10 protein-coding genes and 1 pseudogene are annotated in these 13,601 nt (G+C 69.9%); 6 read left to right on the top strand and 5 right to left on the bottom strand.

What is annotated here, in order from left to right:
• Positions 1–40: 40 nt before the first annotated feature.
• Entirely contained in the window at positions 41–2,230 is a 2,190-nt protein-coding gene (gene uvrD / locus BLU22_RS05180) for a DNA helicase II (protein ID WP_090212663.1), read from the bottom strand.
• Between the two features lie 938 nt (positions 2,231–3,168).
• On the opposite strand from uvrD, the pseudogene BLU22_RS15485 reads away from it, so the two are divergent.
• A pseudogene (locus BLU22_RS15485) lies at positions 3,169–4,497 on the top strand (putative bifunctional diguanylate cyclase/phosphodiesterase); the annotation flags it as partial.
• A 42-nt stretch (positions 4,498–4,539) separates the two neighbouring features.
• Here BLU22_RS15485 and trhP read toward each other — a convergent pair.
• Entirely contained in the window at positions 4,540–5,913 is a 1,374-nt protein-coding gene (gene trhP, locus BLU22_RS05170) for a prephenate-dependent tRNA uridine(34) hydroxylase TrhP (protein WP_090212659.1), read from the bottom strand.
• Positions 5,914–6,102: 189 nt separating this feature from the next.
• Here trhP and BLU22_RS05165 point away from each other — a divergent pair, with 189 nt between their 5' ends.
• Together BLU22_RS05165 and BLU22_RS05160 are read left to right on the top strand one after the other, a co-directional pair.
• Entirely contained in the window at positions 6,103–6,885 is a 783-nt protein-coding gene (locus BLU22_RS05165) for an endonuclease (protein WP_394327549.1), read from the top strand.
• Between the two features lie 93 nt (positions 6,886–6,978).
• Positions 6,979–7,869, top strand: coding sequence for a PA4780 family RIO1-like protein kinase (locus BLU22_RS05160; RefSeq protein ID WP_090212656.1), 891 nt, complete (start codon positions 6,979–6,981; stop codon positions 7,867–7,869).
• A gap of 126 nt (positions 7,870–7,995) precedes the next feature.
• Here BLU22_RS05160 and BLU22_RS05155 read toward each other — a convergent pair whose 3' ends face one another.
• The 3 genes from BLU22_RS05155 to BLU22_RS05145 form a co-directional block, all read right to left on the bottom strand.
• Entirely contained in the window at positions 7,996–8,211 is a 216-nt protein-coding gene (locus BLU22_RS05155) for a YdcH family protein (RefSeq protein ID WP_090212655.1), read from the bottom strand.
• Positions 8,212–8,350: 139 nt separating this feature from the next.
• Positions 8,351–9,232: a universal stress protein gene (locus tag BLU22_RS05150; protein WP_090212653.1), complete on the bottom strand. Its 882-nt coding sequence runs from the start codon at positions 9,230–9,232 to the stop codon at positions 8,351–8,353.
• Between the two features lie 73 nt (positions 9,233–9,305).
• Positions 9,306–10,028: a pseudouridine synthase gene (locus BLU22_RS05145; RefSeq protein WP_090212652.1), complete on the bottom strand. Its 723-nt coding sequence runs from the start codon at positions 10,026–10,028 to the stop codon at positions 9,306–9,308.
• Positions 10,029–10,263: 235 nt separating this feature from the next.
• Between BLU22_RS05145 and coxB the strand changes: the two genes are divergently transcribed.
• The 3 genes from coxB to BLU22_RS05130 are packed head-to-tail and all read left to right on the top strand — an operon-like array spanning position 10,264 to position 13,551.
• Complete coding sequence (coxB, locus tag BLU22_RS05140; RefSeq protein WP_090212650.1) at positions 10,264–11,403, top strand: cytochrome c oxidase subunit II; 1,140 nt, start codon at positions 10,264–10,266, stop codon at positions 11,401–11,403.
• A 5-nt stretch (positions 11,404–11,408) separates the two neighbouring features.
• The gene (ctaD, locus tag BLU22_RS05135; protein WP_090212649.1) at positions 11,409–13,013 is read left to right on the top strand and encodes a cytochrome c oxidase subunit I; all 1,605 of its coding nucleotides are present in this window, start codon (positions 11,409–11,411) and stop codon (positions 13,011–13,013) included.
• Positions 13,000–13,551 carry a cytochrome c oxidase assembly protein gene (locus tag BLU22_RS05130; protein ID WP_090212648.1) on the top strand — a complete coding sequence of 184 codons (552 nt, stop codon included), beginning with the start codon at positions 13,000–13,002 and terminating at the stop codon, positions 13,549–13,551. The genes ctaD and BLU22_RS05130 overlap by 14 nt, the downstream gene beginning before the upstream one ends.
• The last annotated feature ends 50 nt before the right edge of the window (positions 13,552–13,601 follow it).

Raw genomic sequence — 13,601 nt, 5'->3', positions numbered from 1 at the left:
TATCGGCCGTGGTTGTCGTTGTGCGGAGCGTGGCTGGCGGCTACAGGCCTTCCAGCTTGGCGTAGGACAGCATCAGCCATTTGCTGCCTTCGGCGTCGAAATTCACCTGCACGCGGGCCTGGGCGCCGCTGCCTTCGTAGTTGAGGATCACCCCTTCGCCGAACAGCGCATGGCGCACGCGCTGGCCGAGGGCGAAGGCGGTTTCCGGCACGCCGGCCCCGGCGAACGGGCTGGCGCCGCTGCGCTGCGCGGCCATCGGCCGGCTGACGCTGCCGGCCAGGCGTACCTCGTGGACCAGCCCCGGCGGGATCTCGCGGACGAAGCGCGACACCTTGTTGTAGGTCTCGCTGCCGAACAGGCGGCGGGTCTCGGCGTAGGTCAGCACCAGGCGCTGCATGGCGCGGGTCAGGCCGACGTAGGCGAGGCGGCGCTCCTCTTCGAGGCGGCCGGGCTCTTCCAGGCTCATCTTGTGGGGGAACAGGCCTTCCTCCGCGCCGGCGAGGAACACCAGCGGGAACTCCAGGCCCTTGGCGCTGTGCAGGGTCATCAGCTGCACGCTGTCCTCGCCTTCCTCGGCCTGCGCCTCGCCGGCCTCCAGGGCGGCGTGGTCGATGAACGCGGCGAGCGGCGACAGCGCGTCCTCGGCCGGCTCGAAGGCGCGCGCGGCGCTGACCAGCTCCTCGAGGTTGTCGACGCGGGTCTGGCCCTTCTCGCCCTTCTCGGCGAGGTGGAAGGGGATCAGCCCGCTCTGCTCGATCACCGTCTGGACGATCAGGTGCAGCGGCTGCTCCTCGACGCGCAGGGCGAGGGTGTCGATCAGCTCGACGAAGGCGTTCAGCGCGCCGGCGGCGCGGCCGGGCAGCAGCTTCTGGCCGACCGCCTGGTGCAGCGCGCGCCACAGCGACAGCTGCTGGCCGCGCGCCACCTCGCGGAGGATTTCCACGGTCTTCTCGCCGATGCCGCGCGGCGGCAGGTTGAGCACCCGCTCCAGCGCCGCGTCGTCGTCGCGCAGGCGGATCAGGCGCAGGTAGGCCATGGCGTTCTTGATCTCGGCGCGCTCGAAGAAGCGCTGGCCGCCATAGATCCGGTAGGGAATGCGTTCGCGCAGCAGCGCCTCCTCCAGCACCCGCGACTGGGCGTTGGAGCGGTAGAGGATGGCGATCTCGCTGCGCTTGAGGCCGTCCTTGCGCACGGCGTCCTGGATGCGCTCGACGATGAAGCGCGCCTCGTCGTATTCGTTGAAGGCGGCGTACAGGCTGATCGGCTCGCCCTCGTCGCCCTCGGTCCACAGTTCCTTGCCCAGGCGCCCCTGGTTGTTGGCGATCAGCGCGTTGGCGGCCTTGAGGATCCGCGCGGTGGAGCGGTAGTTCTGCTCCAGGCGGATGGTCTGGGCGTCGGCGAAGTCACGGCCGAACTGCTGGATGTTCTCGATCCGCGCGCCGCGCCAGCCGTAGATCGACTGGTCGTCGTCGCCGACCACCATCAGGCTGGTGCCCGGCGTGCCGGCCGGCGCCGCCAGGTGGCGCAGCCAGGCGTACTGCACGGCGTTGGTGTCCTGGAACTCGTCGACCAGGATGTGCCGGAAGCGCTGCTGGTAATGGGCGAGCAGCGCCGGGTTGTCGCGCCACAGCTCCAGTGAGCGCAGCAGCAGCTCGGCGAAGTCCACCGCGCCGGCGCGCGCGCAGGCGGCCTCGTAGGCGGCGTAGATCTGCAGCATGGTGCCCAGGTACAGGTCGCCGGCCGGCTGGATGTGTTTCGGGCGGATGCCCTCGTCCTTCTGGCCGTTGATGAACCACTGTGCCTGGCGCGCCGGCCACTTGTTGTCGTCGAGGCCCAGCTCGCGGATCACCCGCTTGACCAGGCGCTGCTGGTCGTCGGAGTCGAGGATCTGGAAGTTCTCGACCAGCCCCGCCTCCTGCCAGTGGGCGCGCAGCAGGCGGTGGGCCAGGCCGTGGAAGGTGCCCACCCACATGCCCGCCGGATTGCTGCCGAGCAGCTGTTCGATGCGCACGCGCATCTCGGCGGCGGCCTTGTTGGTGAAGGTCACCGAGAGGATCGAGTGGGCGCCGGCGCCCTCCACCTCGATCAGCCAGGCGATGCGATGCACCAGCACGCGGGTCTTGCCCGAGCCGGCGCCGGCCAGCACCAGCTGGCGGCCGAGCGGGGCGGCGACCGCCTGGCGTTGGGCGTCGTTGAGGGAACTAAGCAGAAAGGATAGGTCTTCGCGCATCGATGCATTCTAGCGGTGCGGCGAAAGACGGGGCAAACTCTGGAGTCTGTGCGCCGCCAAGAGCCGCACGCCCGACGCGCCCTGCGCGGGCCGGGGAAAACTATAAAAAAAGAACAGGGTTTGCCATTTTGATGATTCTGCTTGCCCGCACGGACACGGTGCCGCCCGCTCTGGAGCCGGAGGCGGTGCGCCGCCGCTATCTCACCCAGATCGACGCCGCCCTGACCCGCCAGCTCTACGAAGGCTCGCGCCTGCCCACCCTGCTGATGCTGCTCAGCGGCCTGACCTGCGCCGGCTTGCTCTGGGACGCCGGCGCCAACCACCTGCTCGCGCCCCTGCTGCTGTGGCTGACCCTGCTGGTCGGCCTGCGCCTGTGGCAGACCTCGGCCTTCGAGCGCGCCGACCCCGAGCGCCAGGCGCTGCCGCAATGGCGCTGCAACTTCCTGCTCGGCGCCGCCGCCTCGGGCAGCACCCTGGCGCTGGTCGGCGTGCTGCTCATGCCGCTGGCCACGCCGCTGCAGCAGGCGCTGGTCTACGGCCTGCTGGCCGCGGCGATCATCGCCTCCAGCGTGGTGTACGCCGCCAGCCTGCGCGCCTTCCTGGCCTTCGCGGTGCCCGGCCTGCTGCCCTCCAGCCTCTACCTGCTCGGCGGCCCGGCCGCCCACTGGGGCGCCTTCGGCCTGATGCTGCTCTGCGCGCTGAGCCTGAGCGCCTGGCAGGTCAGCCGGGTGACCCACCACAACCTGCTGCGGCGCTTCCAGAACCAGGCGCTGATCGAGCACCTGGAGCAGTCCCGGCACGGCGTCGAGAGCCTCAACGACGAACTGGCGCGCGAGGTCGGCCAGCGCCGCGAGGCCGAAGCGCAGCTGCGCAAGACCCAGGCGGCGCTGGAGGAGCTGGTCAGCGAACGCACCCGCGAGCTGGGCGCCAGCGAGCGGGCGCGGCGCGAGGAGGAATCGCGGCGCCGCTACCTGACCAGCCACGACCAGCTCACCGGGCTGGCCAACCGCACCCTGCTGCTGCAGCGCGTCGAGGAGGCCACCCAGCGCGTGCGCCAGGGCGGGCGCAGCCTGGCCCTGCTGCATCTGGACCTGGACCGTTTCCAGCTGCTCAACGACAGCCTCGGCCACGAGATCGCCGACGACGTGCTGCGCGAGATGGCCCGCCGGCTGAGCGCCAGCGTGCGCGAGGCCGACACCATCGCGCGGCTGTCGGTGGACGAATTCGCCGTGCTGCTGGAAGGGCGCTTCGGCGCCGACGAACTGGAGCAACTGGCCAGCCGGGTGCTCGGCACCCTGCGCCGCAGCCTGATGGTCGGCGAGCACGAGCTGCTGATCAGCGCCTCGCTGGGCATCGCCCTGCTGCCGGAAACCGCCGGCGACCCCGCCGCGCTGGTCAGCCAGGCGAACATGGCCATGCAGCGCGCCAAGCAGCTGGGCGGCAACTGCCTGCAGTTCTTCAGCGAGGGCCTGCGCGGCTGCACCCGCGAGCGCCTGCTGCTCGAAGCGCAGCTGGACAAGGCGCTGGAGCGCGGCCAGCTGGAAGTCTTCTATCAGCCCAAGCTGGTGCTGGCGCACAACCGCCTGCTCGGCGCCGAGGCGCTGGTGCGCTGGCGCCATCCCGAATTCGGCCTGGTGTCGCCGGCCAGCTTCATCAGCCTGGCCGAGGAAACCGGACAGATCGTCGCCATCGGCGAGTTCGTCCTGCGCCAGGCCTGCCGCCAGGCCTGCGCCTGGCATGCGCTGGGCCTGGACTGGCTGCGGGTGTCGGTGAACATTTCCATGCACCAGCTGCGCAAGGGCGACTTCGTCGAACTGGTCGCCGCGGTGCTGGCCGAAACCGGCCTGCCGCCGGCGCAGCTGGAGCTGGAGCTGACCGAAACCCAGCTCAGCGACGACGTCAGCGCGGTGGCCGAGCTGTTCCGGCGCCTGCGCGCGCTGGGGGTGCGCCTGGCGATCGATGACTTCGGCACCGGCTATTCCTCGCTCGGCTACCTCAAGCACCTGCCGGTGGACGTGCTGAAGATCGACCAGGCGTTCATCCGCGAACTGGACGGCAGCGACCACGGCGGCGACGCGGCGATTGCCCGGGCGATCATCGTCATGGCCCACAGCCTGGGCCTGGAGGTGGTCGCCGAGGGCGTCGAGGAAACCACCCAGCTGGAGTTCCTGCGCACCCACGGCTGCGACGAGATCCAGGGCTACCTGATCAGCCGCCCGGTACCGGCCGACAGCCTCGCCGAACTGCTGCGCGCCCAGGCGGCCTGAGGCGCGGCGCCGCGCCGGACGCCCCGCCCCGGTGCGAGCGCCTCAGCCGCGGGTGCTGGCGCCGTCGAGGTGGCGCATCAGCAGCGCCAGGTCGAGCTCGACCTCCGCCGGCACCGGCAGGTAGACGATGTGGCCGTTGCCCGGCGCCACCTGGGCGGCCTCGCCCTTCTTGTCGAGCATCCGTTCGAGGCGGAAGTTGAGGTTGCCCTGCAGGGTCATCAGTTCCAGCAGGTCGCCGACCTGGAAGCGGTTCTTCACCTCCACCTCGGCCAGCCCGTCGCGGCGCACGCCGGTGAACTCGCCGACGAACTGCTGGCGCTCGGACAGCGAGTAGCCGTGCTGGTAGTTCTGGTACTCGTCGTGGACGTGGCGGCGCAGGAAGCCCTCGGTGTAGCCGCGGTGGGCCAGCGATTCGAGGGTGTCCATCAGCGACATGTCGAACGGCCGCCCGGCCACCGCGTCGTCGATGGCCTTGCGGTACACCTGGGCGGTGCGCGCCACGTAGTAGTGGCTCTTGGTGCGGCCCTCGATCTTCAGCGAATGCACGCCCATCCGGGTCAGCCGCTCGACGTGCTGCACCGCGCGCAGATCCTTGGAGTTCATGATGTAGGTGCCGTGCTCGTCCTCGAACGCCTCCATGTACTCGCCGGGACGGTTGCTCTCCTCCAGCAGCACCACCTGGTCGGTCGGGCTGCCCGCGCCGAGGGTCGGCTCCACCGCCTGCGGGTCGATCTGGCGCACCGGGATCGGCTGGTGGACGTGGACGATGTTGCCCAGCTCGTCCTCCTTGCCCTCGTGGACCTTGTATTCCCAGCGGCAGGCGTTGGTGCAGGTGCCCTGGTTGGGGTCGCGGTGGTTGAGGTAGCCCGACAGCAGGCAGCGCCCCGAGTAGGCCATGCACAGCGCGCCGTGGACGAACACCTCCAGCTCGATGGCCGGCACCTGCTCGCGGATCTCGCCGATCTCCTCCAGCGACAGCTCGCGGGAGAGGATGATGCGGCTGACGCCGATGCGCCGCCAGAACTCCACCGAGGCCCAGTTCACCGCGTTGGCCTGCACCGACAGGTGGATGGCCTGCGCAGGGAAGTGGTCGCGCACCAGCATGATCAGCCCCGGGTCGGACATGATCAGCGCGTCCGGGCCCATCGCCACCACCGGCTCCAGGTCCTTGAGGAAGGTCTTCAGCTTGGCGTTGTGCGGGGCGATGTTGACCACCACGTAGAACTTCTTGCCCTGGGCGTGGGCTTCGTCGATGCCCAGCTTGAGGTTGGCGTGGTCGAACTCGTTGTTGCGTACCCGCAGGCTGTAGCGCGGCTGGCCGGCGTACACCGCGTCGGCGCCGTAGGCGAAGGCGTAGCGCATGCTTTTCAGCGTGCCGGCGGGGGAGAGCAGTTCGGGACGGAAGGCGGTGGTCATGGCGCAGCGACTCGCAAGGGCCTACGAAAAGGGCGGAATTTTACTGTGCTTTGCCGGCAAATGCGCGCCGGCGAGCGGTTGTGCGCCGCGCGGCGGCGCCTTGCCTTGCGCCGGGGCAGCGCATAGAGTCGCGCCCCCGTGATCGACTGCAGGGACTCCCGCACCATGACCCACTCCTCCGCCAAGAAGCTGCTGGCGCTCGTCGCCATCCTGCTGTCGGCGCTGTTCACCCTGGTGTCCAGCGACGATCCGGCGCCGCGTACCTTCCAGGAAGCCAAGAAGATCGCCCGCGAGATCTACACCGACGAGGGCCGGACCTTCTACTGCGGCTGCCGCTACCAGGGCAACCGCGTCGACCTGGACAGCTGTGGCTACGTGCCGCGCAAGAACGCCCAGCGCGCCGCGCGCATCGAGTGGGAGCATGTGGTGCCGGCCTGGGTGATCGGCCACCAGCGCCAGTGCTGGAAGAACGGCGGGCGCGACAACTGCACCCGCAACGATCCGGTGTTCGCCCGCGCCGAGGCCGACCTGCACAACCTGGTGCCGGCGATCGGCGAGGTCAACGGCGACCGCAGCAACTTCCCGCTGACCATGCTCGACGCGCAGCCGAGCCAGTACGGCCGCTGCGCCATGGTGGTCGACTTCAAGGCCCGCAAGGCCATGCCGCCGGAGCACAGCCGCGGTGCGGTGGCGCGCACCTACCTGTACATGCACGAGCGCTACGGCCTGCGCCTGTCCGACCAGGACCGCCAGCTCTACGAGGCCTGGCACCGCATGTACGCGGTCGGCGCCGCCGAACGCCGGCGCAACCAGGACATCGCCTGCCAGATGGGCTGGGGCAATCCCTGGGTCGGCGAGGTGGACATGGGCCAGTGCCCCGGCCACAACCCGCTGGGCGGCATGCTGGCCGGCCTGTTCGGCACCGCCAAGGCCCTGGCGCTGGAGGAAGTCGGCGGCCTGCTGCGCCGCTGAGCGGCCTTCCGCCCGGCGATGGCTGGGCCGCGCCGCGCGATTGCCGTATAACGTGGCGCAGTTTCCGGGACCGAGAGAGCCGAACCAAAGACAATGAAAATCCCCAAACGCCTTGAGCCGCTGGTCGAGGACGGCCTGATCGACGCGGTGATCCGCCCGCTGATGAGCGGCAAGGAAGCCGCCGTGTATGTGGTGCGCTGCGGCCAAGAGCTGCGCTGCGCCAAGGTCTACAAGGAGGCCGGCAAGCGCAGCTTCCGCCAGGCCGCCGAGTATCAGGAAGGGCGCAAGGTACGCAACAGCCGCGACGCGCGGGCCATGGCCCGCGGCAGCAAGTACGGGCGCAAGGAGCAGGAGGAGGCCTGGCAGAACGCCGAGGTGGCGGCCCTCTACCGCCTCGACGGCGCCGGCGTGCGGGTGCCCAAGCCCTACGACTGCCTCGACGGCGTGCTGCTCATGGAGCTGGTCGCCGGTGCCGACGGCGATGCCGCGCCGCGCCTCAACGACGTCGACCTGACCGCCGAGCAGGCGCGCGAGTACCACGCCTTCATGATCCGCCAGGTGGTGCTGATGCTCTGCGCCGGCCTGGTGCATGGCGACCTGTCCGAGTTCAACGTGCTGCTCGGCCCGGACGGCCCGGTGGTGATCGACCTGCCCCAGGCGGTGGACGCCGCCGGCAACAACCATGCGTTCAAGATGCTCGAACGCGATGTGGCGAACATGAACGCCTACTTCGGGCGCTTCGCCCCCGAACTGCTGGGCTGCAAGCACGCCAAGGAAATGTGGGCGCTCTACGAGGAAGGCAAGCTGACGGCGGACAGCGTGCTGAGCGGCGAGTTCGAGGAGCCGGAGGAGGAGGCCGATGTCGACGCGGTGATGCGCGAGATCAACGCCGCCCTGGCCGACGAGGCGCGGCGCAAGGCCGCGCTGGAAGCCGAGGACGCGCCGCCGCAGCGCGAGGAGCCGCCGCCGCCCTGGCTGCACTGAGCCGCGCGCACGGCTCGTCCGGCGTACGTGACGGTCCGGCTGGCGGGTGTGGTGGCGGGAGGGACAACGCTGCCGGACGCGCCGGCAACAGGCTCCCCGCCGGACGGCGGGGAGCGGGGCGAGCCGTCAGGCGGCGGCTTCCTTGAGAATCTCGTGGAGCTGGTCCTTGAGGTTCAGTTTTTCCTTCTTCAGGGCGTCGATTTCGGCGGCGGTGCCCAGCTCGATGCGCGCCTCCAGGTTCTTGATGCGCTGGTCCAGTTCGTTGTGCTCGTCGAACAGGCGGACGAAATGGGCGTCTTCGGATTTCAGGCGGGTGATCAGGTCGCGGTACTCGGGAAACATGGGTGGCTCCTGCCAGTGGTCTCGGGGGATGGCGGGACATGGCGCCTCGCCTTTCGAGTCCATCCTGCGCCCGCCGGGCGGGTGGCGACATTGACCGGCGTCACGTTGGCGCCACGCCCCGGCGCATCCGGCCGCCGGCTCAGATCACCAGCACGTCGCTCTGCGCCTGGCTGAGGATGTGCTTGGTGACGCTGCCCAGCAGCAGGTCCTCCAGGCTGTTCTGGCCGCGCTTGCCGATGACGATCAGCTCGCTGCCCTGCAGGCGTTCGTGTTCGAGAATCTGCACGCTGGGGTCGCCATACAGCACCAGGCTGTGCAGCGCAGCGGCCGGCAGGCCGGCGCGGGCGATCAGCTCGGCCATGCGCGTCTCGCCCTCGCGCTGGGCGCTGGCGCGCAACGCGGCCAGTTCCTGCTCGCTGACGCCGGCATGGCGCAGACGGCCCTCGAAGGGCACCTCGAAGGTGTGCAGCAGCACCAGCGCCGCCTTGGGCGCCAGGCGGCGCGCCACCTCGATGGCCTTGAGCGAGCGCGCCGAGAAGTCCACCGGGATCAGCACCTGGCGGTAGCCCCGAGGGGCCGGGCGGCGCACCACCAGCAGCGGCCGGCCGGTGCGGCGCAGCACCCGCTCGGTGGTCGAGCCGACGATCAGGTCGCGCACCAGGCTGCTGCCGTGGGCGCCGAGCACCAGCAGGTCGGCGTCCAGGGCGTCGGCCTGGAGGGTTATCTCGTTCACCACGTTGCCGATGCCCAGGTGCAGGTTGGCGCTGCCGCTGAGGCCGTCGTGCAGCTCGGCGAGCAGACTGCGCAGCTCCTCGCGGGCCTCGTCGAGCAGGCGTTGCTGCAGGTCGTCCGGCTGGCTGGCGAACAGCAGGCGCAGGCTGTCCAGCGCGCCGGTATTGACCACATGCTGCAGCTCCAGGCGGGCGTCGCAGGCGCTCGCCAGGCGGACGGCGCGCTCGCAGGCCAGACGTGCGGCGGCGGACAGGTCGGTGGCGGCGAGGATGGTGTGCAGGCGGGTCATCGGGCGGTCTCCTGGGGCCGGTGAGGGCGGCTGTGCCGCCGCGGGCGCGGGCTCGGGGCCGCGCCGGGGTCGCTCATCCTAGCCGATCCGGCGCCAGGGCGGCGGCCAGCGCGGTCAGCTCCGCGGCGTCGAGGGCGCGGTACTGGCCCGGCTGCAGGGCCGGGTCGAGCGCCAGGCTGCCGATGCGCTCGCGGTGCAGGTGCACCACCGGATTGCGGAAGCGGCCGAACATGCGCTTGACCTGATGGTAGCGCCCCTCGACCAGGGTGAGCCGCGCCTGGTGGCTGCCGAGGATCTCCAGCTGTGCCGGGCGGGTGACGATGTCCTCGTAGGCGAAGTGCATCCCGGCGGCGAAGGCCGCCACGTATTCGGCACCGATCGGCTCGGCGGTTTCCACCCGGTAGACCTTGGGCAGATGGCTGCCCGGCAGGGTCAGGCGCCGCGACCACAGGCCGTCGTTGGTCAGCAGCAGCAGGCCGGTGGTGTTGCCGTCGAGACGGCCGGCGATGTGCAGGCCGTCGCGCTCGGCCTCCGGCAGCAGGTCGAGCACGGTGCGGTGCTGCGGGTCGCGGGTGGCGCTGACGCAGCCGGCAGGCTTGTGCAGCATCAGGTAGCGCGCCGGGTAGCCGGCCTGCAGCGTCCGGCCGTCCAGCTCGATGCGGCTGAAGGCGTCGACCGCCCGCAGGCCGTCGGCGCAGGGCTGGCCGTCGACGCTCACGCGGAGCGCCTGTAGCAGGTGGCGCACATCGCGGCGGCTGAGGTCGGGGCGCTTGGCGAGGAAGCGGTCGAGGCGCATCGCAGGGGACTCGCGGCTGGCGGAAGGTGCAGATTGTGCGCGATCCCTAGGAAAAAATGCAGGGAAATCCGCGACATGCCGGCACCGTCCGGCGCCCGCCTGGAGCGCCGGCGGGGGCTGTCTATACTCAGCTCGTCGAGTGGTCGGGAACGGAATCGGGCACCGGCGCCGGTCGTCCGCGCAGCCTGCGGCGCCCGGAGCCGGCAAGACAACAAGAACGAGAAGGGGACCCGGAATGTCACGACATTCATGCTTCGCGCTGGGCTCCACGGGGATCGTCGGCAGCCTGGCGGCGCTCAGCGGCACGGCGCAGGCGAACTGGGCCGTGAACATGAGCCCCGGAGTCACCGAGGTCAGCCGCTCGGTATTCGACCTGCACATGACCATCTTCCTGATCTGCGTGGTCATCGGCGTGGTGGTGTTCGGGGTGATGTTCTGGTCGATGCTCAGGCACCGCCGCTCCCCCGACCGGGCGCCGGCGCAGTTCCACGAGAGCACCACGGTGGAGATCCTCTGGACCATCGTGCCCTTCGTCATCCTCGTGCTGATGGCGATCCCGGCGACCCGCACGCTGATCGACATCTACGACACCAGCGAATCGGACGTCGACATCCAGGTCACCGGCTACCAGTGGAAGTGGCACTACAAGTACCTGGGCGAGGACGTCGAGTTCTTCAGCAACCTGGCCACCCCCCGCGAGCAGATCGACAACCGCGCCGCCAAGGACGCCCACTACCTGCTGGAGGTGGACGAGCCGCTGGTGGTGCCGGTGGGCGCCAAGGTGCGCTTCCTGGTCACCGCCGCCGACGTGATCCATTCCTGGTGGGTGCCGGCGCTGGCGGTGAAGAAGGACGCCATTCCCGGCTTCGTCAACGAGGCCTGGACGCGCATCGAGGAGCCGGGCATCTACCGCGGCCAGTGCACCGAGCTGTGCGGCAAGGACCACGGCTTCATGCCGGTGGTGGTCGAGGCCAAGACGCCCGAGGACTACGCCGCCTGGCTGGCCGCCCGCAAGGCCGCCGCGCAGGCCGAGAAGGCGCTGGGCGACAAGGAGTGGAGCCTCGACGAGCTGATGGCGCGCGGCGAGCAGGTCTACGAGCGGGCCTGCGCGGCCTGTCACATGCCGACCGGCGCCGGCATGCCGCCGGTGTTCCCGGCACTCAAGGGCTCGGCCATCGCCACCGGGGCGCCGGCCGGGCACATCGCCATCGTCGTCGACGGCAAGCCGGGCACCGCCATGGCCGCCTTCGGCAAGCAGCTCTCGGCGGTCGATCTGGCCGCGGTCATCACCTACGAGCGCAACGCCTGGGGCAACGCCGTCGGGGATCGGGTCACGCCGCAGGACGTCGCGGCCTACCAGCAGGCGAAGGAGTGACACAGATGAGCGCAGTGATCGATCCGCATGCCCATGGGCATGCCCACGGCCCGGCGCGCGGGCTGATGCGCTGGGTGCTGACCACCAACCACAAGGACATCGGCTCGATGTACCTGTGGTTCAGCTTCGCCGCCTTCCTGCTCGGCGGCAGCATGGCCATGGTGATCCGCGCCGAGCTGTTCCAGCCGGGGCTGCAGATCGTCCAGCCGGAATTCTTCAACCAGATGACCACCATGCACGGGCTGATCATGGTGTTCGGCGCGGTGATGCCGGCCTTCGTCGGCCTGGCCAACTGGATGATCCCGCTGATGATCGGCGCGCCGGACATGGCCCTGCCGCGGATGAACAACTTCAGCTTCTGGCTGCTGCCGGCGGCCTTCGGCCTGCTGGTCAGCACCCTGTTCATGGAGGGCGGCGGGCCGAACTTCGGCTGGACCTTCTACGCGCCGCTGTCCACCACCTACGCGCCGCCCAGCGTCACCTTCTTCATCTTCGCCGTGCACCTGATGGGCATCAGCTCGATCATGGGCGCGATCAACGTCATCGCCACCATCCTCAACCTGCGCGCGCCGGGCATGAGCCTGATGCAGATGCCGCTGTTCGTCTGGACCTGGCTGATCACCGCCTTCCTGCTGATCGCGGTGATGCCGGTGCTGGCCGGGGTGGTGACCATGATGCTGATGGACATCCACTTCGGCACCAGCTTCTTCAGCGCCGCCGGCGGCGGCGACCCGGTGCTGTTCCAGCACGTGTTCTGGTTCTTCGGCCACCCCGAGGTGTACATCATGATCCTGCCCGCCTTCGGCGCGGTCAGCGCGATCATCCCCACCTTCAGCCGCAAGCCGCTGTTCGGCTACACCTCGATGGTCTACGCCACCGGCGCCATCGCCTTCCTGTCGTTCATCGTCTGGGCGCACCACATGTTCACCGTGGGCATCCCGCTGACCGGCGAGCTGTTCTTCATGTACGCCACCATGCTGATCGCCGTGCCCACCGGGGTGAAGGTGTTCAACTGGGTGAGCACCATGTGGCGCGGCGCGCTGACCTTCGAGGCGCCGATGCTGTTCGCCGTGGCCTTCGTCATCCTGTTCACCATCGGCGGCTTCTCCGGGCTGATGCTGGCCATCGCCCCGGCCGATTTCCAGTACCACGACACCTACTTCGTGGTGGCGCACTTCCACTACGTGCTGGTGCCGGGGGCGATCTTCGGCATCTTCGCCTCGGTCTACTACTGGCTGCCGAAGTGGAGCGGGCGGATGTACGACGAGACCCTGGCGCGGCTGCATTTCTGGCTGAGCTTCGTCGGCATGAACCTGGCCTTCTTCCCCATGCACTTCGTCGGCCTGGCCGGCATGCCGCGGCGCATCCCCGACTACAACCTGATGTTCGCCAACTTCAACATGGTCTCCAGCGTCGGCGCCTTCCTGTTCGGCGCCACCCAGCTGCTGTTCCTGTTCATCGTCATCCGCTGCATCCGCAGCGGCGCGCCGGCGCCGGCCAAGCCCTGGGACGGCGCCGAAGGCCTGGAGTGGACGCTGCCCTCGCCGGCGCCCTACCACAGCTTCCAGACCCCGCCCGAGCTGCAGGAGCGCCGCCATGAGCACGACTGAGGGCGTCCCCACCGCGCGGCTGGTACGCCGCCTGCTGCTGGTGGTGGTGGCGATGTTCGGCTTCGGCTTCGCCCTGGTGCCGCTCTACGAGGTGATGTGCCAGGCCTTCGGCATCAACGGCAAGACCGCCGGCGCCTACGCCGGCAGCCAGACGGTGGACGAGACGCGCACCGTGCGTGTGCAGTTCCTCGCCACCAACGCCGCCGGCATGCGCTGGGAGTTCGCCCCGCTGCAGGAGGAGATCGTCGTCCACCCCGGCGCCAGCCAGCAGGTGCTGTTCGTCGCCCGCAACCCCGGCGAGCGAACGACGACCGCGCAGGCGGTGCCCAGCGTGGCGCCGGCGCGGGCCGCGGCGTTTTTCCACAAGACCGAGTGCTTCTGCTTCACCCGGCAGGTGCTGCAGCCGGGCGAGCGCATCGAGATGCCGGTGCGCTTCATCGTCGACCGCGACCTGCCGGCCGACGTCCACCACCTGACCCTGGGCTACACGCTGTTCGACCTCGCCGACCAGGCGCCCCTGGCGCGGCGCGGCGACTGAACAGGCCCCCCATTCGCGGACAGCCCGCGCCGCCGGCGCGGAGCGAGGAG

Source organism: Pseudomonas guangdongensis, assembly GCF_900105885.1.
GTDB classification, from domain to species: Bacteria; Pseudomonadota; Gammaproteobacteria; order Pseudomonadales; family Pseudomonadaceae; genus Geopseudomonas; species Geopseudomonas guangdongensis.
This window is presented reverse-complemented; position numbering and strand designations above follow the sequence as displayed.